Origin of the sequence: Rhodopseudomonas sp. BAL398 (assembly GCF_033001325.1) — a bacterium.
GTDB lineage: Bacteria > Pseudomonadota > Alphaproteobacteria > Rhizobiales > Xanthobacteraceae > JARJEH01.
Window position 1 is genome coordinate 560,566 of the sequence record NZ_CP133111.1, and the last position, 22,738, is coordinate 583,303.

The window sequence follows — 22,738 nt, forward strand, 5'->3', positions numbered from 1 at the left end:
GTAGAATTCGGGGCTGGATAGCCCAGGAGCAGAGCGATGGCAGAGGCCGAGATTCACAGCCGCGCCGACGAACTGGAGACTGCATTCGCGCGCCGTGCGCGCGCGAATGGACGGACCTTTGCGCAGGAGGTCGAGTTGCTTTTGGAGCGCAACGAGAAGTTTACCCCCGAAGAACGGGTCGCAGTGTCGCGGTATTTTCGATCGCGGCATCCGGAAATTCAGCCCGCGCTGACCCTTGATGAAATTCGTGAAGGGCTGGAGTGAGTGACTTCGTCGTCGATGCGAGTGTTGCGGTGAAATGGTTCACTGCGGAAGTGGATTCGCTGGTAGCCGACGATTTGTCCGCGAGCGGACACCGGCTGTTCGCACCGCGTTTGATCATGACCGAGGTGGCTAACGCGCTTGGTCGAAAGGTGTTGGCAGGACCGATGTCGATGGCGGAGGCGCTGGACAATCTCCGCTCGCTGCCGAACTATTTCGATGAGATGCTCCCGGTCGATGACTTGGTCGCGCCTGCACTGGAAAATTCCTGCGCGCTGCGTCATCCAATCTACGACCTGATCTATCTAGAGACCGCGCGGCGGCTCGACGCGCAGCTCGTCACCGCGGATCGTCGCTTCGCCACGAAACTCGCCGGCTCTGAGCTGGCGCATCATGTGACCCTGCTTTCCGACTGGCATCCCGAATGACCCACTTTGCCCTCTCCGAAGACCAGATCGCGATCCGCGACATGGCGCGCGATTTCGCCGCCGACAACATAGCGCCGCATGCGCTGAGATGGGACGAGGAGAAAGCCTTCCCGGTCGCGGTGATGCGGCAAGCCGCGGCGCTCGGCATGGGCGGCATCTACATCCGCGACGATGTCGGCGGTTCGGGCATGACCCGGTTCGATGCCGCCTTGATCTTCGAGGCGCTGGCGCAGGGCTGCCCCACCACATCGGCCTTCATCTCGATCCACAACATGGCGAGCTGGATGATCGACGCCTATGGCGACGACGATCAACGCAGCAAATGGCTGCCGCGTCTGTGCACCATGGAGCTGTTGGCGAGCTATTGCCTGACCGAGCCCGGCTCGGGCTCCGACGCCGCGGCCTTGCGCACCCGCGCGGTTCGCGACGGCGATCACTATGTGCTCAACGGCCAGAAGCAATTCATCTCCGGCGCCGGCGAAGCCGGGCTCTATGTGGTGATGGTGCGCACCGGGCAGGACGGCCCCGGCGGGGTCTCGACGCTGGTGGTGGAGAGCGATACGCCCGGCCTGTCATTCGGCGCCGAGGAGCGCAAGATGGGTTGGAACGCGCAGCCGACCCGCGCCGTCATTTTCGAGAATGCGCGCGTGCCGGTCGCAAACCGCTTGGGCGACGAGGGCATCGGCTTCAAGATCGCGATGGCCGGGCTCGACGGCGGCCGCATCAATATCGCGGCCTGTTCGCTCGGCGGCGCGCAATCGGCGCTCGACAAATCGCTGAGCTACATGAAGGAGCGCAAGGCCTTCGGCAAGCGGCTCGACGAATTCCAGGCGCTGCAATTCCGCCTCGCCGACATGGCGACCGAGCTGGAAGCGGCGCGGACCTTCGTCTGGCGCGCCGCGGCGGCGCTCGACCGCAAGGATCCCGACGCCACCATGCTGTGCGCGATGGCCAAGCGCTTCGGCACCGATGTCGGCTTCGAAGTCGCCAACCAGGCGCTGCAGCTGCATGGCGGCTATGGCTATCTCGCCGAATACGGCATCGAGAAGATCGTACGCGACCTGCGGGTCCACCAGATCCTCGAAGGCACCAATGAAATCATGCGGCTGATCGTGGCTCGCAAACTGATTGAGGGCGCGCGATGAATGCACCGATGACCGAACCCGATCTGATCGTGCGGCGCGAAGGCGCGGCCGGGGTGATCCGGCTGAACCGGCCGAAGGCGATCAACGCGATGACGCTCGAGATGGCGCGCGGCATCGAAGCCGCACTCGACCAGTTCGCGGCCGATCCGGACATCGCGCTGGTGCTGGTCGAAGGCGCCGGCGAACGCGGACTATGCGCCGGCGGCGACATCCGCAGCCTGTATGACAGCGCCCGCAGCGGCGGCGACCTCGGCAAAGTGTTCTGGCGCGAGGAATACATCACCAATGCGCGGATCGCCAAATATCCAAAGCCCTATGTGGCGTTCATGGACGGGTTGGTGATGGGCGGCGGCGTCGGCATCGCCGCGCATGGCAGCCACCGCATCGTCACCGAGAAGACCAGGATATCGATGCCGGAAGTCGGCATCGGCTTCTTCCCCGATGTCGGCGGCACCTTTCTGTTGTCGCGCGCGCCCGGCGAGATCGGCACCTATTTCGGCCTGACCGGCGAGACCATGAACGGCGCCGATGCGCTCTATGCGCAATTCGCCGACGCCTATGTGCCGTCGCAGGCGTGGGCCGAACTGCGCGCCGCGCTGACGCAGGTCGCCGCGGACGCCCATGCCGACAATGTCCGCGGCATCATCGCACGCTTCACCGAGACCCCGGAGGCCGGTCCGGCGCAGCGCAACGCCGAGCTGATCGCCGCGCTGTTCGGCGCCGATACGATCGAGGAGATCGTCGCGGCGCTGGCGCATCACGGCTCCGACTTCGCCCAGGTGACGTCGGATACGCTGCACGGCAAATCCCCGACCAGCCTCAAGGTGACGCTGAAACTGCTGCGGATGGCGCGCGAGGCCAGTTCGCTGGAGCAATGCCTGGTCAATGAATACCGCGCGGCGCTGCAGGTGTTCGAAAGCGCCGATTTCGTCGAAGGCATCCGCGCCGCGGTGATCGACAAGGACCGCAATCCGCAATGGCACCCGGCGCGGATCGAGCAGGTCACGCCCGAGATTGTCGCAGCTTATTTTGTCGACCGGGGAGCTGACGAACTGACATTCCCGGGCTAACAATTCAAAAAACCAACAGGGGGAACGACATGACGGATCTCGCATTCATCGGTCTCGGCAATATGGGCGGGCCGATGGCCGCCAATCTGGTCAAGGCCGGGCGCAACGTCGCCGGCTTCGACCTCGCCGAAGCCTCCTGTGCCGCCGCCCGCGCCGATGGCGTGACCATCGCGGCCTCGGCGATCGAGGCGGTGAAGGGCGCCGCGGTGATCGTCACCATGTTGCCGGCCGGCAAACATGTCCGCGCGGTGTGGGCCGAGATCCTGCCGCATCTGGCCAAGGGATCGCTGATCATCGATTGTTCGACCATCGACGTCGAGAGCGCCGTGGAGGCCCATGCGCTGGCCGCCAAGCAGGGCATCGCCTCGGTCGATGCGCCGGTGTCGGGCGGCACCGGCGGCGCCAAGGGCGCGACGCTGACTTTCATGGCCGGCGGCGCCGCCGCCGCCTTCGCGGCGGCCAAGCCGATCCTCGAACTGATGGGCAAGAAGATCGTGCATTGCGGCGGCGCCGGCGCCGGCCAGGCGGCCAAGATCTGCAACAACATGATCCTCGGCATTTCGATGATCGCGGTCTGCGAAGCCTTCACGCTGGCCGAAAAGCTCGGCCTGTCGCATCAGGCGCTGTTCGACGTCGCCTCGACCTCGTCGGGGCAATGCTGGTCGCTGACCAGCTATTGCCCGGTGCCGGGCCCGGTGCCGGCGTCGCCGGCCAATAACAGCTACAGACCGGGCTTTGCCGCCGCGCTGATGCTGAAGGATTTGCGGCTGTCGCAGGAGGCGTCGAAAGCCGCCGGTGCCGCGACGCCGCTCGGCGCCCATGCGGCGGCGATTTACGAAAAATTCGAGGCCGCCGGCCATGGCGGCGCGGATTTCTCCGGCATCATCAATTATCTGCGCGAGCAGGCGGGGACGTCGTCGTAGCAGGCTCGCGTCGTGGTCGTCATTGCGAGCGCAGCGAAGCAATCCAGCAGCCCAAGCACAGGCTGGATTGCTTCATCGCTTCGCTCCTCGCAATGACGGCGTGACATCTCAAGATCATTTCGTAGTCGTTCATTGAGGTTGATAGCATGACCACATTTCAACAAGCCCGTGCCTTCCTGCTCGACCACCGCACCGATTACGACAGAGCGGTGGCGGATTTCCGCTGGCCCGATCCGGTGCCGTTCAACTGGGCGCTGGACTGGTTCGACGCCGATCTCGCCACCAATCCCGACAGCTGCGATTCCACCGCGCTGTGGATCGTCGACGCCGCCAGCGGCACCGAGACCAGGCTCTCCTTCGCGACGCTGTCGAAGCGCTCCAACCAGGTGGCGAATTTCCTGCGCGCGCAGGGGCTGAAGCGCGGCGATCACCTGCTGCTGCTGCTCGGCAATGTGGTGCCGCTATGGGAGACCATGCTGGCGGCGATGAAGCTCGGCGTGGTGACGATCCCCGCGACAACGCTGCTTACCCCCGACGAATTGCGCGACCGCCTCGATCGCGGCCGCGCCAAGATCGTGGTGGCGTCGCAGGACCAGGTGGCGAAATTTTCAGGCCTCGGCGGCGATGATCTGAAGCGCGTCGTGGTCGGCGCCACCGCGCCGCAGGATGGCTGGCTGCCGTTCGAACGGACCGCGGATTTCTCCGAGATTTTTGAGCCGGACGGGCCGACTAAGGCCGACGATCCGATGCTATTGTATTTCACCTCTGGCACCACGGCGAAGCCGAAGCTGGTGCGCCACAGCCAGCGCAGCTATCCGGTCGGCGCGCTGTCGACGATGTTCTGGCTCGGCCTGCAGCCCGGCGATGTGCATCTCAACATCTCGTCGCCGGGCTGGGCCAAGCATGCCTGGAGCTGCCTGTTCGCGCCGTGGAACGCGGGCGCGGCAGTGTTCGTGGTCAACCAGCCGCGCTTCGACGCCAAGAGCCTTCTGGCGACCATCGGCCGCTGCGGCGTCACCACGCTATGCGCGCCGCCGACGGTGTGGCGGCTGTTCATCCAGGAGAAGCTGTCCGACTTCAAGGTCAGCCTGCGCGAGGTCTGCGGCGCCGGCGAGCCGCTCAATCCGGAGGTGATCGATCAGGTCAAGGCGGCCTGGGGCCTGACCATCCGCGACGGCTACGGCCAGACCGAGACCACGGCGCTGGCCGGCAATTCGCCGGGCCAGAAAGTCAAGATCGGCTCGATGGGCCGGCCGCTGCCGGGCTATGTCGTCAAGATCACCGATGCGGACGGCCATCCGGCCACCGAAGGCGAGGTGACGCTGGTGCTCGGCGCGGCGCGGCCCGCCGGGCTGATGCAGGGCTATCAGGGCGAGGGCGGCGCCGTCAGCGGCGCCGACGGCGAGGTCTATCGCAGCGGCGACGTGGTGTTCGCCGATGACGAGGGCTATCTGACCTTTGTCGGCCGCTCCGACGACGTGTTCAAATCCTCGGACTACCGCATCAGCCCGTTCGAATTGGAGAGCATCCTGCTCGAACACGACGCCGTCGCCGAGGCAGCGGTGGTGCCGAGCCCCGATCCCATTCGCCTGGCGATCCCCAAGGCCTATGTGTTGCTGACCGAGGGCCATGACCGCTCGCGCGACACCGCGCTGTCGATCTTCCAGCATCTGCAGCAGCGGCTGGCGCCGTTCAAGCGGATCCGGCTGTTGGAATTCGTCGGCGAATTGCCGAAGACGATCTCCGGCAAAATCCGCCGCGTGCAGCTCCGCCGCCTCGAACACGACAACGACCGCGCCGACCATCTGCGCGGCGTCGAATTCCGCGAAGAGGATTTCCCCGAACTGGCCGCCGCGCGCGAGGCCGCCGCGAAAAGCTGAGCGCGAGGCGTCGGTCACGACACCTCAAGCGCGTTAGTCCGGGGCTTGAGCCGGTCATTCCGGCGCGCGCAACGCGCTCATGCCGACGCCCCCAAGCCCCGTCATTCCGGGGCGCGAGCAGCTTCGCTGCGAGCGAACCCGGAATCTCGCGGCTTGGTATTTCGCGCCACCATCTGCGGCAAGATTCCGGGTTCGCTCGGCCTGCGGCCTCACGCCCCGGAATGACAGACGTGAATGGTGCCGCGTCGTCGGACGCGTTGTCACGCGAACCGGCGCCCCCAAGCCCGGTCATTCCGGGGCGCGGGCAGCTTCGCTGCGAGCGAACCCGGAATCTCGCGGCCGGGTCTTCGCGCTCACCATGCGCGGCAAGATTCCGGGTTCGCCCGGCCTGCGGCCTCACGCCCCGGAATGACAGACGTCAAACGGTGCCGCGTCGCGCGAGGCGGCGGCGAAAAGCTGAGCGCCCCCAGGCCCCGTCATTCCGGGGCGCGAGCAGCTTTGCTGCGAGCGAACCCGGAATCTCGCGGCTTGGTATTTCGCGCTCACCATCTGCGGCGAGATTCCGGGTTCGCTCGGCCTGCGGCCACACGCCCCGGAATGACGGACGCAAACGGTGCCGCGTCGCGCGAGGCGGCGGCGAAAAGCTGAGCCGGGGGGCCAGAAGCTGAGGGGCAGGGAGTGGCCGAGCTGAGCGCGAGGCGTTGCTAACGACGCCTCGAAGCCGTTAGTTCTGCGCGCGCGAGGCCGTGATGCCGGCGCCCCCAAGCCCCGTCATTCCGGGGCGCGAGCAGCGATAGCTGCGAGCGAACCCGGAATCTCGCGGCCCGGATTCGCGCTCGCCATCTGCGGCGAGATTCCGGGTTCGCTCGGCCTGCGGCCTCACGCCCCGGAATGACGGACGTAAACCTTGTCACGTCGCGCGCTAGAGAGCGCTTCATCGATTGATAGAAGCGGATTTGGTCGTTCCCAAGGGTACTGAGTCCTCATCCTGAGAGCCTGACTGAAAAAGAAACCATTGAAATCAGGTTTGATTCGTCATTGCGAGCCGAGGCCGGCGCGCAGCGCCGTCCGAGAGCGAAGCAATCCAGGGGCGCCAAGCAAGGACTGGATTGCTTCGTCGCAAGTGCTCCTCGCAATGACGACCTTGAAGTCTTGATTCTATTGATCGCTTTTTCAGTCAGACTCTGAGGAGCCCGGCGTAGCCCGAAGGGCGAAGCCGGGCGTCTCGAAGGATGAGGAGCCGCATGGTCTGCGGCGCATGGTTCGAGACGGCGCTTCGCGCCTCCTCACCATGAGGCGGTGCCTGTCGTGAGCGCTTCGAAGCGCAGTCCTGATTCCAGCAAAAGCAGAACCGCGCTATTCCGCCGGCGCGATGCCGGGCGCCAGGATCGCCTCGAGGTGCTCGGGCCGGTCGCGGTTGACGGCGGCGAGGTACTCGTCGGCGACCAGCCGCAGCCGCTTGTTCAATTCGCGTTCGATGCCGGCATTGCCGGCGCTGTCGCGGGCGCGGACGATGGCGTGGATCGCCTTGACGTGGTTGGCGATCAGTTCCTCGGGGACGCGGGCGAGGTCGGGGGCGTGCTCGATCACCCGGCACAGGCTTTCGGCGGCGATGGCGGCGTGGGGAAAGCCGAAGGTGGCGGCGTCGCCCTTGATGTCGTGGGCGGCGCGAAACAATTCGTCGCGCGTCGCGTCATTGACGCCGTCTGCGATGATCGCCGCATGCGCGGCGGCGAGCCGCGCGCATTCGTCCGCCATCCAGGCGCCGAATTCGCTGGACAGCTTGGCCAGCGCCCGTTCGGCGCGCGCCACCGGATCGTCGAGATCCTTGTCGGCGACGCGGCGCAGCACCTTGCGCAGCGGGTTGGGCTGCGTGATCAGCTGATAGTCGGCAAACGTCTCGATCTGGACGTCGCGCGGTGTCTTGGCCATGCTCGAAGGCGCCTTGTCGCTAACCCGAGACCCGGGCTTTATCCAGAAGGGACGGGTGCTGGATCACTTCCGCCTCGCCGCCGTGGCGGCGTTCGGGGCCGATATAGCCGCCCGTCGTACTGCGGCGGCGGTCGGGCCCGAAATAATTCTTGGTCTTGATGAACGGCCGCGGGCTGGCGACGACGTTGAGCACGCGCTGATACAGGCTCTTGGCCGAGATCGGCTTGGCGAGAAATTCGGTGACGCCGGCGTCGCGCGCCAAAGTGACGCGGCGCTTCTCCGAATGCCCGGTCAGCATGATGATCGGCGCGTAGGGGTTGCCCTTGGATTCCGGCTGCCGGATCATCTGCGCCAATTCGAGCCCGTCGAAGATCGGCATCGACCAGTCGGTGATGACGATGTCGGGCGTGGTGTTGGTGTACATTTCCAGCGCGGTGGCGCCGTCCTCGGCCTCATAGACCTCGCGCGCGCCGAACGAATGCAGCAGCGTGCGCAGGATCCGGCGCATGTGCGGATTGTCGTCGCAGACCAGAAAGCGCAGCTTGTTGAAATCGATCCGGAACATGGCTCTCCCGCGCACCGATGGCGTCGGTATACGTCGCGTTAACTATAAGCCGGTGGGCGTTAACGAAGGGTTGAGGGGGCGGGGGAGCGACGCGGGGCCGGGCCGGGGCGCGGGGACGCGGGCAGGTCGGCCGGGCGTCCCGATACGGCGGCGGGGCAGGGCGGCGCGAGACGGCGGCGCGGGGCCGGGCGCGCGGCGAACGCCGCCCCCAGCAACCGGTCATTCCGGGGCGCGCGCAGCGCCAGCTGCGCGCGAACCCGGAATCTCGCGGCAATGGCAGCGCGCGACGTCTCCCTCCGCGTCATGGCCGGACTTGTTCCGGGGGTGACGGCAGTGCCTATGGCACCGCGAGATGCCTCTAAGTGAAGACAGGCGGGGCAGCGCGGACAGTCAGGTTTTGGAGGCGATGCCTTCCATACATGCCGTAAGAGATCTGGTGCCTATCCAAGAGGCATCGTCGGCGCAAAAGTTGTGAAATTTGGCACATCCCATGCGCTAAGATTGAGGGTGGCGGGCTCGCGAAGCCACACGAAGAATGAAGGTGGGAAAGAAACCTTCGAAGAAAAGTGCAGCGCCAAAATCCAGAAAAATGCTGGGATGAAAGTCCCTAGAGGTTCACATTCCGCTGTGCAGCGTCAATCGCTACCCGCAACTCCTGAGAAAGATGCTTCGCGTGACGAATCTTCAATTCAATACGGACGTGATCAACCCCATCTGGTAGCCCCACGTCCAAGACGGGTATTGTTACGATTACAAATTCGTCTTGGGCTATTGCTGATGGCAGTTGCTGCTGGGCTGATAGATAAGTTGGCATTTCGGTTGCTCCCCAACTGAAATCTAGAGCTATCCATGTCCTTTACGCCACTGTGAAAAGCGCTTGGCCGCCTGTTTCTTATGGATAACCTTAGTTAGTCGGCCGGTAGGTCAGGCGCTTGCCCTCAATACCCTTGAGAGCCTTCGCCGTCCGTTCCCAATCGCTAACGCCAAGGCCGGAACGATTATTGTACCGGAATTCAAATTCCGTGAAGTAGCGCTGCAAGCAACTGCGGTTCGACTTTGCCACTACCTCGCGCGGCTCGACGCGACGTGAGGCCTGCTTGGCGCTTCGCTCGGCGATGCATCCGGCACCGAGGGCCTCATCCTTCGAGACCCCCGGCGCCGGGCTCCTCGGGATGAGGGTCGGACGCTGCTCCGCTGCCGGCGGGATCGGGCGGGCGGCCCTGGCGCCGCGCAGATGCGACTCGGTCCTGGGAGGCGAGGGGCGCGGTCCCGGCTCGGCGAGCGACTCGCAGCCCCCAGCGCCTCGCCCCCAGCGACTCGCAGCCCGGTACCGCTGTCCCCGACGCAGCGAGTCGGTCGATAGGAATGATGTCCTTTTGGTGCAAATCTTATGGGAATACCGGCGGCGTTTGGGGCCGAAATCTTGTGGCGGGCGCCATGATTTGGCCGCAAGACATTTGCGCCGCGGCGGGGCTGCCGCCGCTTTGCCGCAGCTTGGCCGCAAGACTGCGAGGCAAATTTTCGAGTGGAATCAAGCACAGGACCGCGTGCCGCCGGCGTCGTCACAGGTTTGCCGCAAGCGCCGGAAAAATCCGGCCAAGATATTGATATGTCGATAGAATTTAGCTCGCGGCGAAGCCCCGCGGCTCAGTAGCCGAATTGCTCGCTGAGAATCCGTTCTTCCAGGCTGTGGCCGGGGTCGAACAGCATCCGCATCGAGATGGTCTTGTCCGAAATCACCTCGACCCGGCGCACGTCGCGGGCCTCGTCGTGGTCGGCGACCGCCGCGACCGGGCGCTTGTCGCCCTCCAGCACCTCGATCGCCACGAAGGCGGTGTTGGGCAGCAGCGCGCCGCGCCAGCGCCGCGGCCGAAACGCCGAGATCGGCGTCAGCGCCAGCAGGGCGGCGTTGATCGGCAGGATCGGGCCTTGCGCCGACAGATTGTAGGCGGTCGAGCCCGCCGGCGTCGCCACCATGATTCCGTCGGCGATCAGCTCGCTCATCCGCTCGCGCTCGTCGATGATGATGCGCAGCCGCGCCGCCTGGTGGGTCTGGCGAAACAGCGAGACCTCGTTGATGGCGTGGTGAATATGCACCTCGCCGTGGACATCGGTGGCGCGCATCAGCAGCGGATGGATCACGGTGTCGCGCGCCGCCGCGAGCCGCGCGCGCAAATCGACGGTGCTGTATTCGTTCATCAGAAAGCCGACAGTGCCGCGATGCATGCCGTAGATCGGCTTGTCGGTGCGCATATATTGATGCAGCGTTTGCAGCATCAAGCCGTCGCCGCCGAGTGCCACGATGACATCGGATTCGGCGGGCTCGCAATTGCCGTACAGCTCCACCAGCTGCGTCAGCGCGGTCTGCGCCTCCGCGCTTGTGCTTGCGACAAAGGCGATGCGGACTGGCTTGCTGAGTTTGGTCATGCAGTCTCTGCGGCTCGATCGGCGCGGGGTCGTTGCGATCACGGTCGGTGCGAATAAGCTTGTTGCGCCGCCGTCGTCTATACGACCTTTCTGGCCATTGTCGAGCCGCGGGATTGTTCGCGCGGCTTTCGCCTGTCGCCGGAACGCCATCGCCGATCATCGCATCGGCGATTCCCGACGCGGATCTTCGTGGTGCATCGGCGGGGCCGGGTGGCGCGCCGATGCGATTTGGCATGGCCGATTAGTACACCGGCCCTTGGCCGGGCGGCTTGTCCAGCGCCGCCGCCAGCGATTTATATTCGTCACACTCGGTGCCGCACAGCGCGGCGATGCGGCCCAGATGATACTGCGCCTGATCGCGATTGCCCTGTTCGAGCTGCCACAGGCCGTAATACTGCCAGGTCCGCACATGCGCCGGATCGGCCTTCAAAGCGCGCTCGTACCAGATCGGCGACAGCTTGTAGTCGCCGAGCTTGCGATAGGAATAGCCGATCAGATTGGCGACGTCGGCGCGGTCGTCCTGGCCCAGCGCGGTCAGCTGGGCGATCGCGCCGCTGTAGTCGCCGCGGTCATAGACCGTCGCATAGGCGGCGCGATAGGCCTTGAGAAATGCCGGGTTCTCGAGGCCGGAGCTCTTCTTGCCGGTCTTCTTGCCCTTGGTGGATTTGTCGCCCGAGGCCGGCGGCGTCGGCGTCTCGTCGCTGGCCGCCTTGACCGGGGTCAGCGCCGGCGCGAGCGTCACGGCGATCGCGAACAACGCCAGCAGCGATAGTCTGAACACGGTCCTGCTCATGCATTCCTCCCATGATCGACGAAGCCCGAGCCTACACCAAAACCGCCGGATGGAAACAGCGCTCCATGCCGCGCAAGGCGATCGGCGCGATGATGCCGCCCGCGTCGCATCCGCTGCGCCAAGCTGAGCAACGGTTCATGCGGATGAATACCAGGGCGCGGTTCGATTCAGCTTCGGTTCAGGTTGGCGCCGCTAGCGTGGCGGCATGATCGATAAGCCCGGGAAATCATCCGGCCAACTTCGCGGTCGACCTGCACCCCAACCTTCCTGGAGACGACCATGATCAAGATGATGTCCGCCGCACTGCTCGCCGTGTTGCTGCTCGCCGCCCCGGCGATGGCCGCCGGCACCGTCCGCGACCACAGCGCCACCGCGCTCGACGCCAATGCCAAGATGATGCACGCCAAACCGCATGCCCGGATGCATGTGCGCCACAAGGCGGTGAAGAGCCATGTGCGGATCGTGCGCCCGCACCACAAGCGCCTGCGTCATCACAGCCTCCGCCAGCACCACCAGATCCACGTCTCCAAGGCGATGATCAAGCATGTGACCCGCGGCCCCAAGCGCGGCTGATCGATCGGTCTCGATCGCGCCGCTGCGCGCCGGATCACGCAACATCCCGCCGGCTCGCTTGCCTCGCTTTGGCGATGGCGGCGAGCCGCGTCGGTTTGGCGCGCCGTCGCGCCGGGGTGGATCGGTTGCATTGTCCGATCCAGCCGTTAAACCAGCATCGGGACCAACCGGATGCTGCAATTGATGTTGACGCGCGCAACGACGCTGGCGCTGGTCGCACTGACGCTCGGCGGCTGCGGCGGCGGCTTGATGAGCTCCGCCGATGATCGCGGCGGTTCGGGCCAGCCGTTCCCGAGCCAATACCGCAGCCAGATCGTCGCCTTCCTCCATACTTACCTGACTAATCCGGTCGGCGTGCGCGATGCCACGATGGCCGAACCGGTGCAGCGCAGCGTCGACGGCCGGCAGCTCTATATTTCCTGCCTGCGTTTCACGCCGCGGCGATCCAACGGCAGCTACGGCCCGGCGCGCGAACTGGCGGTCGTCCATGTCGACGCCCGGGTCGACCGGGTGATGGAGGAGGCCGGCGAGGCCTGCGCCGGGCTGACCTATGCGCCGTTTCCCGAGCTGGAAAAAATGTCGCGCTAGCCCCGACCAAAACCGCCGCCGCCACGACTAACTCCAGCCGGCCGGTTCCCTATTGTGGCTGCGAAGCCACAGTTGGGCAGTATCAATGCTTCGCCAAAGCCGTCCGGCAACCAAACTGACGCCACGTTGTTCTGTCCATATAGCACGACGTAGCAAGGGGATATTGCGATGAAAAAGCTTCTGTCCGGCATCGCCGCCGCGGCCGCCATGTTCGCGCTGGCCGGCCCCGCGGCCGCTGCCGATCTTGGCCCGCGTACCTACACCAAGGCCCCGGCCTACACGGCGCCGGAAGTGGTCTACAACTGGACCGGCTTCTATCTGGGCGGCAATCTCGGCGGCGCCTTCGCCGGCAGCGACAATATCGCCAATGACGGCCGCTTCATGGGCGGCGTGCAGGGCGGCGCCGATTTCCAGTTCGCCCATAATTGGGTGGTCGGTATCGAGGCGCAATATAGCTGGCTGCCATCGAGCAATAATGACGGCGTGTTGCTGCCTGGCGGCGCGTTGGTGACGCAGGAGACCAAGGGGCTCGGCTCGGTCACCGGCCGGCTCGGTTACACCTGGGGGCCGGCGCTGCTCTACGCCAAGGGCGGCTACGCCTTCCGCGACAGCAATCTCGATGTCAGCGTGGCCGGCACGCCAGCGGCCTACAGCACCAATGGCAATCGCGACAGCGGCTATACGGTCGGCGCCGGCCTGGAATACATGTTCGCGCCGAACTGGTCGGCCAAGGTCGAGTATCAGTATTACAAGTTCGACGACACCAACTTCACCGGCGGCCCGGCGGGCTTGGCCGGGACCTCGTTCCGCAACGACGAACACACCGTCAAGGCCGGGCTCAATTATCGCTTCGGCTGGGGCGGCCCGGAGGTCGCCAAATACTGACGACGGCGATCGAGCAGCATTGCGCAGGCCGGCATTCATGTGCCGGCCTTTTTCTTGGCGGCGGCGGCAGGCCGGCCGGGAATCGAAGGTTAACGAGTCCTGAATCTCGGGAAAAATATCGGATGGGACTCCGCGGCTAGAATCGCCCGATGCTTTTCAAGCCATGAACCCGACCTTGAAATCCCGGCTCGACGCCCTCCAGATCGGCCTTGCTCTGGTCCTGCTGCTGGCCTGCGCGATCAATCTGGCGGTGCTGTGCCGGCTGCTGTGACGCCCGCCGCCCCATTCGCCGCCGCGGTTGAACCGATCCGGTTCCCGCGCGTTGGGCAAGTCCACAGAGGACATTCAGATGACAGACGTCACACACATCAAAGAGCATATGGAAGTGATCGGCGCGGACGGCGTGCATGTCGGCACCGTCGACAAGGTCGAGGGCGGCCGGATCAAGTTGACCAAGGCCGATAGCGGGCAGGGCCATCACAAGGGTCACCACCATTTCATCGATCTCGGCCTGGTCGCTGAAGTCGAAGGCCAGAAGGTGCGGCTGTCGGCCAATGGCGACGTCGCGGTGACGATGGAAGAAGAAAAGGCCTGAGGGAGCGCTGAAACGCGCCCTGGTCTGATCTGGATCAGCCGCCGCAGACGATGTTTGCGCTCTGCGGCGCGCCAGCTTTGGCGTGGCCCGATGCGAGATGGCCGCTGGAGAAAATTGGTGCCGGTTGAGAGGATTGAACTCCCGACCTTCGGTTTACAAAACCGCTGCTCTACCGCTGAGCTAAACCGGCATTTTCCGGAAAAACAGCTAGCAGCGCCGTTCGGTCCCGACAAGGCCGGTCGGCAAGTTTTGTCGGCTGCCGTCGGGACTGGCGGCGGCAGCCGGTCCGCGTTCCGCCGCCGGATGTCCCGCCAATCCGTCCGAGAGCTGCGCCACGCCGGGTGCGTTAGGCTTACCGCGCAATTTGGCGCCGGCCTTAACCCCTCCATCAGCGTTTTCTGGTAGCTTGGCGTGATGCAGACGGGGATGTCGATGAAGCGTGTGGCGCAGGCGTTGATGCTGTTGACCGTGACCGCAGTGCCGGCTTGGGCCGACAGCGGCGGCATTGTGATGGTGAGGCCCGGTCGCCCCGGCGTGCCGATCATCATCAACGGGGTCGATGCGTCGTACCGGGTGGTGGAAGGCGATTGGGGCCTGCTGCGCGGCACCCATGTGCAGCCGACCGTCTATGGCGGCCGTTATATCGATCCGGTGCCGCGGGTCGGGCATTATTTTCCGCGCTCCACCTCCTTGCCGGGTTACGGCCGGCTCGAGATCGAACCGCCGGCCAACCGGAAGCTGCCGCAACCCGCCGAGAGCTATCATGAATCCTGGTCGGCGCAGTCCGCGCCGCCGACGGCCCAACCGATGGTGCCGTTCGATCCGCCAAATGTGATCGTGGCGCCGCCGGAACGCGGGATGTATGCGCCGGAACGGCGCCCGGATTACAGTCGACCTCGAAACTAGCACCAAGCAAAAAAGCACCGACAGGAGAGAGTAATGCGTCATACGATTTCGGGAGTGATCGCGGCGTTGGCCGTCTTGACCGTGGGCGCCGCGCCCGCGATGGCGTGCGGCGGCGGGTTGTTCGGCGGCGGCTGCGCGCCATGCGGCCATGCCTATGTCAGCCCCTGCGCGCCGCAGGTTTACGATGGCTACGGCTATGGCTACGGCGTCGTCGAGACCTATCAGCGGCTGCCGGATCCGACCCGCTATTATTACGTCGATCAGGGGCCGACCTATACCGGCCCGGGCAATTTCGCGCCGGTGCCGTTCTATCAGGAGCGCGCCGTGTCGGTCTCGGCCGGTTACGGCTATCGCGGCGGCCGCTATGCCAATGCCATCACGCATTATTACGACGGGGCGCCGGCCTGGCGCGGGCCTGCGATCTACAGCTATCGCTCGCGCAGCCATGCCCGGCCGTGGCGCGTCCACAGCCGCCATTACGCCGATATGCGCCGCACCCATCGCGGCGAGGTCTATCGCGGCCACATGCGGCGCGATGGCATGTATCGCGGCTACGGGCATCGCAGCATGCATCAAGGTATGCGTCATGACATGCGCTACGGCGCGCCGCGCTATTCGCACCATGCGCCGCGCCATCATTATCGCGCGCCGCCGCGCCGCTATTACTGATCCGGGCCCGACTGGCCTGTGGCGCCCGTTCGCAGCGATGCGAGCGGGCGTTTGCTGTTGGGTTGAGTGGGCGCTAGCCCATCAGGCCGAGCCGGCTGGCGCCGATATAGAGCGCCAGCACCGCGGCATTGGAGACGTTCAGGCTCTTGATCTCGCCCGGCATGTCGAGCCGCGCCACCACATTGCAGGTCTGCCGGGTCAATTGCCGCAGCCCCTTGCCCTCGGCGCCCAGCACCAGCGCCAGCGGCTGGCGCAGCGCCACGGCGCCGAGATCGTCGCCGCCTTCGCTGTCGAGCCCGACGGTGAGGAAGCCGCGGTCGTTGAGGTCGGTCAGCGCCCGCGCCAGATTCGGCACCAGCACCAGCGGCACCAGTTCCAGCGCGCCGGAGGCGGATTTCGCCAGAACCCCGGTGGCCTCCGGGCTGTGGCGCGCGGTGGTGACGATCGCCTTGACGGCGAACGCCGCCGCCGAGCGCATGATCGCCCCGACATTGTGCGGATCGGTGATCTGGTCGAGCACCAGCACGATGCCGTCCGACGGCAGGTCTGCGATATCGGGCGCGTCGAGCGGTTCGACCTCGGCGAGCAGGCCCTGATGCACCGCATCGGGCCCGAGCCGCTGGTCGATCAGGCTCGGCCGCACCAGCTCCGGCGTGACCCTGGTGTCGATTTTTTCGTCGGCCAGCCGCCGCGCGGCGTTCTCGGTGAGGAACAGCTTGAGGATCTTGCGCCGGGGATTGCCCAGCGCCGCCGCCACGGTGTGCCAGCCATACAGAATCACCGGGCCGTCGGCGGGCTCGCGCGGGCCGGGACGGCGGGCAAAACCGGGCGATTTGCCGCGGTCTTTGCCGTCGCGCCGGGCAAAATGGGGATTTCGATCTCGTGGACTCATGGGTTGCTTGTCCCATGCGGCCGGAACAATGGCAATTTCATTGCTCGTGCGACCAACGGCCCCGGATATTCGTCCGGGATTGGTTGACTTTGGGGTCCGGCTTCGCCCATAACCCCGCTTGATTGGATGCCCGCGTGCGGGCTCGCTTTTGCGCCAACCGACCTTTTCAACATCTTCAGGATGGACAGGGGCTGGCGGCGTCGAGCGGGGGAGTGTCCCGAGTGGCAAAGGGAGCTGACTGTAAATCAGCCGTCTTATGACTTCGAAGGTTCGAGTCCTTCTTCCCCCACCAATCTTCCCCGGCGATCTGATTTCACTAGCTATATGCCCTTCGGGGTCCCGGTTTTTGAGGTCGTTTTCGGCGGTATGACCGAACGGGCGACATCGGCGTGGCGGATCAGTGCGTCGGGCGGGGCGCGGCAATCCCGAGCGCCTTGATCCGCGATGCCAGCGTGGTCGGCTTGATGTCGAGCATCGCCGCAGCTCCGTCGTCGCCGAACACCTTGCCTTTGCACGCGCGCAGCGCCGCCAGGATGTTGGCGCGTTCCAGATCGCGCAGCTCCGACACCGTCATCACCGCGGGCGCGGCGTCGCCCTTGTGACGGTTTGTGCCCGGCGCCGGATGGCCGCCGGGCGTCTCGGGCAGATCGATCCGCAGCCGCCCGTTCTGGGCCAGAATGGTGGCGCGCTCGATGACGTTCTGCAGCTCGCGCACATTGCCGGGCCAGTCGTAGCGCGCCAATCTGCGCGCATCGCCCTGCGACAGCCGCAGCCCGGATTTCAGCTCCTTGTTCTCGCTGGAGAGAAAGTGCTGTGCCAGTAACGGAATGTCCTCGCGGCGCTCGCGTAGCGGCACCGATTCGATCGGAAACACGTTAAGCCGGAAATACAGATCCTCGCGAAACCGCCCGCGGGCGACCTCCTGCTTGAGATTGCGATTGGTGGCGGCGATCAGCCGGACGTCGACCTTGCGGGTGCGTTCCTCGCCGACGCGCTCGAAATTGCCCTCCTGGAGCACCCGCAGCAGCTTGCCCTGCAGCTCCAGCGGGATCTCGCCGACCTCGTCGAGAAACAGCGTGCCGCCGTCGGCGAGCTCAAACCGGCCGATGCGGTCGCGCACCGCCCCGGTGAAGGCGCCGCGGGCGTGGCCGAAAAACTCGCTTTCGAACAATTCACGCGGGATCGCCGCGCAATTGACTCGGATCAGCGGCCGGTCGCGGCGCGCGGAGGCCTCGTGGATGGCGCGGGCGATCAATTCCTTGCCGGTGCCGGATTCGCCGGTGATCATCACTGCCGCGGTGGTCGGCGCCACCAGCGTGACCTGCTGCAGCGTCTTCTGAATCGCCTCGGATTGGCCGATGATGCCGCGCGGGTTGGTCTCGATCCGGATTTCTTCCTGCAGATAGGCGTTCTCCAGTTGCAACCGCTCGCTCAGCCGGTCGACCTCGGCGAGCGCGGCGTGCAGCTTCTCGTCGGCCTCGTGGCGCTGGCTGACGTCGCGAAACACCACCACCGCGCCGACCACGATGCCGCGGTCGCGGATCGGCGTCGAGGTGTACTCGACCCAGGCCGCCGAACCGTCCTTGCGCCAGAACACCTCGCCATCGACATTGTGGATCGCGCCGTCGCGAAACGCCGCATAGATCGGGCAATCCTGGCCCGGATAATGCCGCCCGTCATGGTGGCTGTGATGCACCATGGCGTGCATCTCCTGGCCGACCAGTTCCTCGGCGGACCAGCCCAGGATCCGCTCTGCCGCCGGATTGACGAAGGTGGTCTTGCCCTCGGCGTTGACGCCATAGATGCCTTCGCCGGCGGCGCGCAGGATCAGCTGATTTTCCCGCTCGATATCCTGGAAGACGCGCTCGACCCGCTGCCAGGTGGCGAGTCCGCTGCGCATGTAATCCTCGGCGGCGGCATCGACCAAGCGGCGCCTTCGCTGCTCGAGGTCGCTCATCATCAGCAGCACGAGATCGCGGCCGTCATGCGCCACCATCGAGCCGGCATATTCGACCCTGAGCTTGGTGCCATTGGCGTGGCGCGGCGTCAGCGCATGAGTCCAATAGGCCCGCTTGGCCTGCACCGCCTGGGTGAACACGATCAGCGCCGGGATCTGGCCGTCATGCAGCGCGCTGATCCTGGTCTGGCGCAGCACGGCACGATCGGCGCCCAGAAGGGCGCAGGCGGCGTGATTGGCGTCGACGATCCGGTCGGCGCCCGGATCGAGCAGCAGCGCGGGCTCGACCGCGGCGTCGAACGCCGCCGCGCGCAAGACGGCATCGGCGTCGAGGGCGGCCGGGCCGGACAGATCCATCGTGCGCTCCGAGATTTCGTAATCGGGTTACGAGATTTCGTATATTACGAAATTTCGTAATCAGCAAATTTGCGCCAAGCGCTGCGGCAATTGGCCAAGTTCGCCGCCAGGCTGCTGGCACGGTCCTTGCGTTTTGACGGTATCGCGTCAGGCAGGAGGGATCATGTCCACATTCGATAACCCGTTCGACCCAGATCGACGACTTCACGCATCGGGCTGCAGCTGCGGCCACCATGCCAGCGAGGCCGAGCACCAGGCTTCCACGCAGCTGCAGGCCCAGGCAGCGCTCGAGAGCGAGCAGACACGCTATCAGGGCGTGGTGGCGTCCGCGGTGATGCGGGCGATGTTTCCGCATGATGCCACTCGTCGGGCATTCCTGAAATCCGTTGGGGCCGCGACCGCGCTGGCCGCGGTGTCGCAGTTCTTCCCGTTGAAATCCGCCACCGAAGCCTTTGCCGAAGGCGGGCCACTGGAAAAGAAGGACCTCAAGGTCGGCTTCATCCCGATCACCTGCGCGACGCCGATCATCATGGCGAAGCCGATGGGATTTTATGAGAAATACGGCCTCAACGTTGATGTCATCAAAACCGCGGGCTGGGCGGTGGTGCGCGACAAGACCATCAACAAGGAATATGACGCGGCGCACATGCTGTCGCCGATGCCGATCGCCATCAGCATGGGAGTGGGATCCAATCCGATCCCCTACACCATGCCGGCGGTGGAAAACATCAATGGCCAGGCGATCACGCTGGCGATGAAGCACAAGGACAAGCGCGATCCGAAGGACTGGAAGGGCTTCAAATTCGCGGTGCCGTTCGACTATTCGATGCACAACTATCTGCTGCGCTACTATCTGGCCGAGCACGGCATCGATCCCGACGTCGACGTTCAGATCCGCGCGGTGCCGCCGCCCGAAATGGTCGCCAATCTGCGCGCCGACAACATCGACGGCTATCTCGCGCCCGACCCGATGAACCAGCGTGCGGTCTATGACGGTGTCGGCTTCATCCATATCCTGACCAAGGATATCTGGGATGGCCATCCGTGCTGCGCTTTTGCCGCCTCGCAGGAATTCGTCACCACGATGCCGAACACCTATGGGGCGCTGCTGAAATCGATCATCGAGGCCACGGCCTTTGCCCATAAGCCCGAGAACCGCAAGCAGATCGCCGCGGCCATCGCGCCGGCGAATTATCTGAACCAGCCGCCGATCGTGCTGGAGCAGATCCTCACCGGCACCTTCGCCGACGGGCTCGGCAACATCGTCAAGCAGCCGAACCGGATCGATTTCGATCCGTTCCCGTGGCAGTCCTTCGCGGTCTGGATCATGACCCAGATGAAGCGCTGGGGGCAGGTCAAGGGCGACATCGACTATGCGGGCATCGCCTCTCAGGTCTATCTCGCCACCGACACCGCCAAGCTGATGAAGGAGGCCGGTCTGACGCCGCCGACCGCCACCACCAAGTCGTTTTCGGTGATGGGCAAGTCGTTCGACGGCACCAAGCCGGAGGAATACCTCGCCAGCTTCAAGATCAAGAAGGCATCGTGATCACGACGACGCCGGTCAAGTCCTTCGACCTTCCCCTTCGGGGGTGGTCGAAGGTTGCGAGATCTCGCCTGGGTGGAGACAATTGATGACCAGTTCTCTTCGCGTCCGCGCCGCGGTCGTCTCGATTGCGATCTTCCTCGCCTTCATCGGCGTCTGGCACATCGCGACCCGAGGCACCGGCGCGGTCGCCGAGATGAGTCCGGAATACGCGGCGCTGATGGGCGCGACCGCGACGCAGGGCAAATCGGCGATGCCGGGTCCGCTCGAGGTCGGCGCGAAATTGTGGGAACACCTCAAGAATCCGTTCTACGACAAGGGGCCGAACGACAAGGGCATCGGCATTCAGATCGGCTATTCGATCGCGCGGGTCGCGCTCGGCTATCTGCTGGCGGTCGCGGTGGCGATCCCGCTCGGCTTCCTGATCGGGATGTCGCCGCTGATCAACAAGGCGCTCGATCCGTTCATCCAGGTGCTGAAGCCGATCTCGCCGCTCGCCTGGATGCCGCTGGCGCTCTACACCATCAAGGATTCAAACCAGTCGGCGATCTTCGTGATCTTCATCTGCTCGGTGTGGCCGATGCTGCTCAACACCGCGTTCGGTGTCGCCGCGGTGCGCAAAGAGTGGATCAATGTGGCGCGGACCTTGGAGGTCGGCCATCTGCGCCGCGCCTTCACGGTGATCCTGCCCGCTGCCGCGCCGACCATCCTCACCGGGATGCGGATCTCGATCGGCATCGCCTGGCTGGTGATCGTCGCCGCCGAGATGCTGGTCGGCGGCACCGGCATCGGCTACTTCGTGTGGAATGAATGGAACAATCTCTCGATCACCAATGTGATCATCGCGATCCTGGTGATCGGAGTGGTCGGCATGCTGCTCGACCAGATCCTCGCGCGGTTCACCCGCATGGTGACGTTTCCGGAGTGAGCGCGATGACCGAGAAGTTCATATCGATCGAGGGCATCGCCAAGCGCTACCCCGGCGCCGATGGCGGCGAGATCTCGGTGTTCGAAAATCTGTGGCTGTCGATGCAGCGTGGTGAGTTCGGCTGCGTGATCGGCCATTCGGGCTGCGGCAAGACCACGGTGCTCAATATCCTGGCCGGACTTGATCAGCCGAGCGAGGGCACCGTGATCGTCGACAGCCAGGCGATCGAAGGCACCAGCCTCGACCGCGCGGTGATCTTCCAAAGCCATGCGCTGCTGCCGTGGCGCACCGTGATGGGCAACGTCGCCTATGCGGTGACCTCGAAATGGCGGCACTGGGACAAGGCCAAGGTCAAGGCCCACGCCCAGAGCTTCATCGATCTGGTCGGGCTCACCGGCGCCGAGCACAAGCGGCCGTCGGAACTGAGTGGCGGCATGAAGCAGCGCGTCGGCATTGCGCGGGCGCTGTCGATCACGCCGAAGATGATGCTGATGGACGAGCCGTTCTCGGCGCTCGACGCGCTGACCCGCGGCTCGCTGCAGGACGAGGTCCGGCGCATTTGTCTGGAGACCGGGCAGACCACCTTCATGATTACGCACGACGTCGATGAGGCGATGTATCTGGCCGACAAGATTTTCCTGATGACCAACGGCCCCGGCGCGGTGCTGGCCGAGGTGGTGGAGAATCCGCTGCCGAAGGATCGCGCCCGGATCGACCTGCACCGACACCCGTCCTACTACGCGCTGCGCAACCATATCGTCGATTTCCTGGTGACGCGCAGCAAGACCTTCACCGCCGAGACGCCGGACCACGATCCGCGCCGAGTGCCGGTGGTGCGGCCGCAGCCGGCCGAGCCTGCGCTGGTGCCCGCCGCCGCGCCGGCGACCGCGCGCCGATGATTTTCTGTTCGACCCCCAGGAGCGACCCATGAAGCGAAGCGACCTCACCGAAAAACTGCTCGACATCAAGCGCGACAATGGCTGGAGCTGGAAGCACATCTGCGAGCAGATCGGCGGATTCTCCGATGTCCTGATCGTCGGCGCCTGCCTCGGCCAGATGAAGCTGACCAAGCCGCAGGCCGCCAAGGCAGCCGAGCTGTTCGGGCTGACGAAATCCGAGGCCGCGATGCTCAATGAAGTGCCGATGCGCGGCGAGGGCGTAGCGATGCCGCCGACCGATCCTTTGATCTATCGGCTCTACGAGTTGATCATGGTCAACGGCCCGGCCTGGAAGGCGCTGATCGAGGAGGAATTCGGCGACGGCATCATGTCGGCGATCGATTTCGACATGGCGCTGGAGCGGCTCGCAGATCCCAAGGGCGACCGCGTCAAGATCTCGATGTCGGGCAAATTCCTGCCGTTCAAATATTACGGCGCCACCGGCAACAATCTGGCGCTGGGGTTGAAGGAAGAATAAGC

Annotated in this window: 23 protein-coding genes, 2 tRNA genes and 1 pseudogene; 18 read left to right on the forward strand and 8 right to left on the reverse strand. The window is 65.1% G+C overall.

All coding sequences use genetic code 11. The features are described from left to right. Positions 1-36 precede the first annotated feature (36 nt). From RBJ75_RS02550 to RBJ75_RS02575, 6 genes are all read left to right on the forward strand, one after another. Positions 37-264, forward strand: a complete 228-nt coding sequence (locus RBJ75_RS02550; protein WP_044413016.1) for a hypothetical protein — start codon at positions 37-39, stop codon at positions 262-264. Further along, positions 261-689 (forward strand): type II toxin-antitoxin system VapC family toxin, encoded by a 429-nt coding sequence (locus tag RBJ75_RS02555; RefSeq protein ID WP_044413019.1) that lies wholly within the window; start codon positions 261-263, stop codon positions 687-689. Before RBJ75_RS02550 ends, RBJ75_RS02555 begins: the two co-directional genes overlap by 4 nt. Then, positions 686-1,834 carry an isobutyryl-CoA dehydrogenase gene (locus RBJ75_RS02560; protein ID WP_044413022.1) on the forward strand — a complete coding sequence of 383 codons (1,149 nt, stop codon included), beginning with the start codon at positions 686-688 and terminating at the stop codon, positions 1,832-1,834. The genes RBJ75_RS02555 and RBJ75_RS02560 overlap by 4 nt, the downstream gene beginning before the upstream one ends. After that, positions 1,831-2,904 carry an enoyl-CoA hydratase/isomerase family protein gene (locus tag RBJ75_RS02565; protein ID WP_276156298.1) on the forward strand — a complete coding sequence of 358 codons (1,074 nt, stop codon included), beginning with the start codon at positions 1,831-1,833 and terminating at the stop codon, positions 2,902-2,904. Before RBJ75_RS02560 ends, RBJ75_RS02565 begins: the two co-directional genes overlap by 4 nt. Before the next feature lie 29 nt (positions 2,905-2,933). Beyond that, a complete protein-coding gene (mmsB, locus tag RBJ75_RS02570; RefSeq protein WP_044406989.1) occupies positions 2,934-3,827 on the forward strand; it encodes a 3-hydroxyisobutyrate dehydrogenase in 894 nt (297 codons plus the stop codon). Between the two features lie 146 nt (positions 3,828-3,973). Then, on the forward strand, positions 3,974-5,707 hold the full coding sequence (locus tag RBJ75_RS02575; protein WP_044406986.1) for an AMP-binding protein: 1,734 nt from the start codon (positions 3,974-3,976) through the stop codon (positions 5,705-5,707). Positions 5,708-7,063: 1,356 nt separating this feature from the next. Here the strand turns inward: RBJ75_RS02575 and RBJ75_RS02580 are convergent. The 5 genes and pseudogenes from RBJ75_RS02580 to RBJ75_RS02600 form a co-directional block, all read right to left on the reverse strand. Continuing rightward, positions 7,064-7,639: an Hpt domain-containing protein gene (locus RBJ75_RS02580; RefSeq protein WP_044418824.1), complete on the reverse strand. Its 576-nt coding sequence runs from the start codon at positions 7,637-7,639 to the stop codon at positions 7,064-7,066. A gap of 19 nt (positions 7,640-7,658) precedes the next feature. Continuing rightward, a complete protein-coding gene (locus RBJ75_RS02585) occupies positions 7,659-8,204 on the reverse strand; it encodes a response regulator (protein ID WP_044418822.1) in 546 nt (181 codons plus the stop codon). A 904-nt stretch (positions 8,205-9,108) separates the two neighbouring features. Next, positions 9,109-9,243 (reverse strand): annotated as a pseudogene (locus RBJ75_RS02590) (IS1595 family transposase); the annotation flags it as partial. Positions 9,244-9,851: 608 nt separating this feature from the next. Then, complete coding sequence (locus RBJ75_RS02595; protein ID WP_044414989.1) at positions 9,852-10,631, reverse strand: NAD kinase; 780 nt, start codon at positions 10,629-10,631, stop codon at positions 9,852-9,854. A 241-nt stretch (positions 10,632-10,872) separates the two neighbouring features. Continuing rightward, entirely contained in the window at positions 10,873-11,424 is a 552-nt protein-coding gene (locus tag RBJ75_RS02600) for a tetratricopeptide repeat protein (RefSeq protein WP_276156417.1), read from the reverse strand. An 11-nt stretch (positions 11,425-11,435) separates the two neighbouring features. Between RBJ75_RS02600 and RBJ75_RS02605 the strand changes: the two genes are divergently transcribed. The 5 genes from RBJ75_RS02605 to RBJ75_RS02625 all read left to right on the forward strand — a co-directional run bounded on the left by RBJ75_RS02605 (position 11,436) and on the right by RBJ75_RS02625 (position 14,065). Next, positions 11,436-11,633 (forward strand): hypothetical protein, encoded by a 198-nt coding sequence (locus RBJ75_RS02605; RefSeq protein WP_044410694.1) that lies wholly within the window; start codon positions 11,436-11,438, stop codon positions 11,631-11,633. Between the two features lie 70 nt (positions 11,634-11,703). Continuing rightward, positions 11,704-11,997 carry a hypothetical protein gene (locus RBJ75_RS02610; RefSeq protein ID WP_044410697.1) on the forward strand — a complete coding sequence of 98 codons (294 nt, stop codon included), beginning with the start codon at positions 11,704-11,706 and terminating at the stop codon, positions 11,995-11,997. Positions 11,998-12,180: 183 nt separating this feature from the next. Further along, the gene (locus RBJ75_RS02615) at positions 12,181-12,585 is read left to right on the forward strand and encodes a hypothetical protein (RefSeq protein ID WP_044410727.1); all 405 of its coding nucleotides are present in this window, start codon (positions 12,181-12,183) and stop codon (positions 12,583-12,585) included. 168 nt (positions 12,586-12,753) lie between these two features. Next, positions 12,754-13,470 carry an outer membrane protein gene (locus RBJ75_RS02620; protein ID WP_044410700.1) on the forward strand — a complete coding sequence of 239 codons (717 nt, stop codon included), beginning with the start codon at positions 12,754-12,756 and terminating at the stop codon, positions 13,468-13,470. Positions 13,471-13,819: 349 nt separating this feature from the next. Beyond that, the gene (locus RBJ75_RS02625) at positions 13,820-14,065 is read left to right on the forward strand and encodes a DUF2171 domain-containing protein (RefSeq protein WP_044410703.1); all 246 of its coding nucleotides are present in this window, start codon (positions 13,820-13,822) and stop codon (positions 14,063-14,065) included. A 115-nt stretch (positions 14,066-14,180) separates the two neighbouring features. Here RBJ75_RS02625 and RBJ75_RS02630 read toward each other — a convergent pair. Continuing rightward, a tRNA-Thr gene (locus RBJ75_RS02630) sits at positions 14,181-14,255 on the reverse strand. Positions 14,256-14,491: 236 nt separating this feature from the next. Between RBJ75_RS02630 and RBJ75_RS02635 the strand changes: the two genes are divergently transcribed. Continuing rightward, positions 14,492-14,971, forward strand: a complete 480-nt coding sequence (locus RBJ75_RS02635) for a hypothetical protein (RefSeq protein ID WP_152647706.1) — start codon at positions 14,492-14,494, stop codon at positions 14,969-14,971. Positions 14,972-15,004: 33 nt separating this feature from the next. Next, positions 15,005-15,640 (forward strand): hypothetical protein, encoded by a 636-nt coding sequence (locus tag RBJ75_RS02640; protein WP_044410709.1) that lies wholly within the window; start codon positions 15,005-15,007, stop codon positions 15,638-15,640. 73 nt (positions 15,641-15,713) lie between these two features. Here the strand turns inward: RBJ75_RS02640 and rlmB are convergent, their stop codons facing one another. Beyond that, positions 15,714-16,532: a 23S rRNA (guanosine(2251)-2'-O)-methyltransferase RlmB gene (gene rlmB, locus RBJ75_RS02645; RefSeq protein WP_044410711.1), complete on the reverse strand. Its 819-nt coding sequence runs from the start codon at positions 16,530-16,532 to the stop codon at positions 15,714-15,716. A 206-nt stretch (positions 16,533-16,738) separates the two neighbouring features. Here rlmB and RBJ75_RS02650 point away from each other — a divergent pair. Next, positions 16,739-16,824: transfer RNA gene (locus RBJ75_RS02650), tRNA-Tyr, on the forward strand. Between the two features lie 105 nt (positions 16,825-16,929). Here the strand turns inward: RBJ75_RS02650 and RBJ75_RS02655 are convergent. Continuing rightward, on the reverse strand, positions 16,930-18,846 hold the full coding sequence (locus tag RBJ75_RS02655; protein ID WP_044410714.1) for a sigma 54-interacting transcriptional regulator: 1,917 nt from the start codon (positions 18,844-18,846) through the stop codon (positions 16,930-16,932). A gap of 163 nt (positions 18,847-19,009) precedes the next feature. On the opposite strand from RBJ75_RS02655, the gene RBJ75_RS02660 reads away from it, so the two are divergent. The 4 genes from RBJ75_RS02660 (at position 19,010) to cynS (ending at position 22,736) form a co-directional block, all read left to right on the forward strand. Further along, a complete protein-coding gene (locus tag RBJ75_RS02660) occupies positions 19,010-20,395 on the forward strand; it encodes a CmpA/NrtA family ABC transporter substrate-binding protein (RefSeq protein WP_044410717.1) in 1,386 nt (461 codons plus the stop codon). An 85-nt stretch (positions 20,396-20,480) separates the two neighbouring features. Beyond that, a complete protein-coding gene (gene ntrB / locus RBJ75_RS02665) occupies positions 20,481-21,320 on the forward strand; it encodes a nitrate ABC transporter permease (RefSeq protein WP_044410720.1) in 840 nt (279 codons plus the stop codon). 5 nt (positions 21,321-21,325) lie between these two features. Beyond that, entirely contained in the window at positions 21,326-22,219 is an 894-nt protein-coding gene (locus RBJ75_RS02670; RefSeq protein WP_044410730.1) for an ABC transporter ATP-binding protein, read from the forward strand. A 28-nt stretch (positions 22,220-22,247) separates the two neighbouring features. Then, positions 22,248-22,736, forward strand: a complete 489-nt coding sequence (cynS, locus tag RBJ75_RS02675) for a cyanase (protein WP_276156462.1) — start codon at positions 22,248-22,250, stop codon at positions 22,734-22,736. Positions 22,737-22,738 lie beyond the last annotated feature (2 nt).

What these genes read in the sequence shown, in the direction of transcription:
- RBJ75_RS02550 (WP_044413016.1), top strand. Translation starts at nt 37, where the DNA reads ATGGCAGAGGCCGAGATTCACAGCCGCGCCGACGAACTGGAGACTGCA.
- RBJ75_RS02560 (WP_044413022.1), top strand. Translation starts at nt 686, where the DNA reads ATGACCCACTTTGCCCTCTCCGAAGACCAGATCGCGATCCGCGACATG.
- RBJ75_RS02565 (WP_276156298.1), top strand. Translation starts at nt 1,831, where the DNA reads ATGAATGCACCGATGACCGAACCCGATCTGATCGTGCGGCGCGAAGGC.
- mmsB (WP_044406989.1), top strand. Translation starts at nt 2,934, where the DNA reads ATGACGGATCTCGCATTCATCGGTCTCGGCAATATGGGCGGGCCGATG.
- RBJ75_RS02575 (WP_044406986.1), top strand. Translation starts at nt 3,974, where the DNA reads ATGACCACATTTCAACAAGCCCGTGCCTTCCTGCTCGACCACCGCACC.
- RBJ75_RS02580 (WP_044418824.1), bottom strand. Translation starts at nt 7,639, where the DNA reads ATGGCCAAGACACCGCGCGACGTCCAGATCGAGACGTTTGCCGACTAT.
- RBJ75_RS02585 (WP_044418822.1), bottom strand. Translation starts at nt 8,204, where the DNA reads ATGTTCCGGATCGATTTCAACAAGCTGCGCTTTCTGGTCTGCGACGAC.
- RBJ75_RS02595 (WP_044414989.1), bottom strand. Translation starts at nt 10,631, where the DNA reads ATGACCAAACTCAGCAAGCCAGTCCGCATCGCCTTTGTCGCAAGCACA.
- RBJ75_RS02600 (WP_276156417.1), bottom strand. Translation starts at nt 11,424, where the DNA reads ATGAGCAGGACCGTGTTCAGACTATCGCTGCTGGCGTTGTTCGCGATC.
- RBJ75_RS02605 (WP_044410694.1), top strand. Translation starts at nt 11,436, where the DNA reads ATGATCGACGAAGCCCGAGCCTACACCAAAACCGCCGGATGGAAACAG.
- RBJ75_RS02610 (WP_044410697.1), top strand. Translation starts at nt 11,704, where the DNA reads ATGATCAAGATGATGTCCGCCGCACTGCTCGCCGTGTTGCTGCTCGCC.
- RBJ75_RS02615 (WP_044410727.1), top strand. Translation starts at nt 12,181, where the DNA reads ATGTTGACGCGCGCAACGACGCTGGCGCTGGTCGCACTGACGCTCGGC.
- RBJ75_RS02620 (WP_044410700.1), top strand. Translation starts at nt 12,754, where the DNA reads ATGAAAAAGCTTCTGTCCGGCATCGCCGCCGCGGCCGCCATGTTCGCG.
- RBJ75_RS02625 (WP_044410703.1), top strand. Translation starts at nt 13,820, where the DNA reads ATGACAGACGTCACACACATCAAAGAGCATATGGAAGTGATCGGCGCG.
- RBJ75_RS02635 (WP_152647706.1), top strand. Translation starts at nt 14,492, where the DNA reads ATGTCGATGAAGCGTGTGGCGCAGGCGTTGATGCTGTTGACCGTGACC.
- RBJ75_RS02640 (WP_044410709.1), top strand. Translation starts at nt 15,005, where the DNA reads ATGCGTCATACGATTTCGGGAGTGATCGCGGCGTTGGCCGTCTTGACC.
- rlmB (WP_044410711.1), bottom strand. Translation starts at nt 16,532, where the DNA reads ATGAGTCCACGAGATCGAAATCCCCATTTTGCCCGGCGCGACGGCAAA.
- RBJ75_RS02655 (WP_044410714.1), bottom strand. Translation starts at nt 18,846, where the DNA reads ATGGATCTGTCCGGCCCGGCCGCCCTCGACGCCGATGCCGTCTTGCGC.
- RBJ75_RS02660 (WP_044410717.1), top strand. Translation starts at nt 19,010, where the DNA reads ATGTCCACATTCGATAACCCGTTCGACCCAGATCGACGACTTCACGCA.
- ntrB (WP_044410720.1), top strand. Translation starts at nt 20,481, where the DNA reads ATGACCAGTTCTCTTCGCGTCCGCGCCGCGGTCGTCTCGATTGCGATC.
- RBJ75_RS02670 (WP_044410730.1), top strand. Translation starts at nt 21,326, where the DNA reads ATGACCGAGAAGTTCATATCGATCGAGGGCATCGCCAAGCGCTACCCC.
- cynS (WP_276156462.1), top strand. Translation starts at nt 22,248, where the DNA reads ATGAAGCGAAGCGACCTCACCGAAAAACTGCTCGACATCAAGCGCGAC.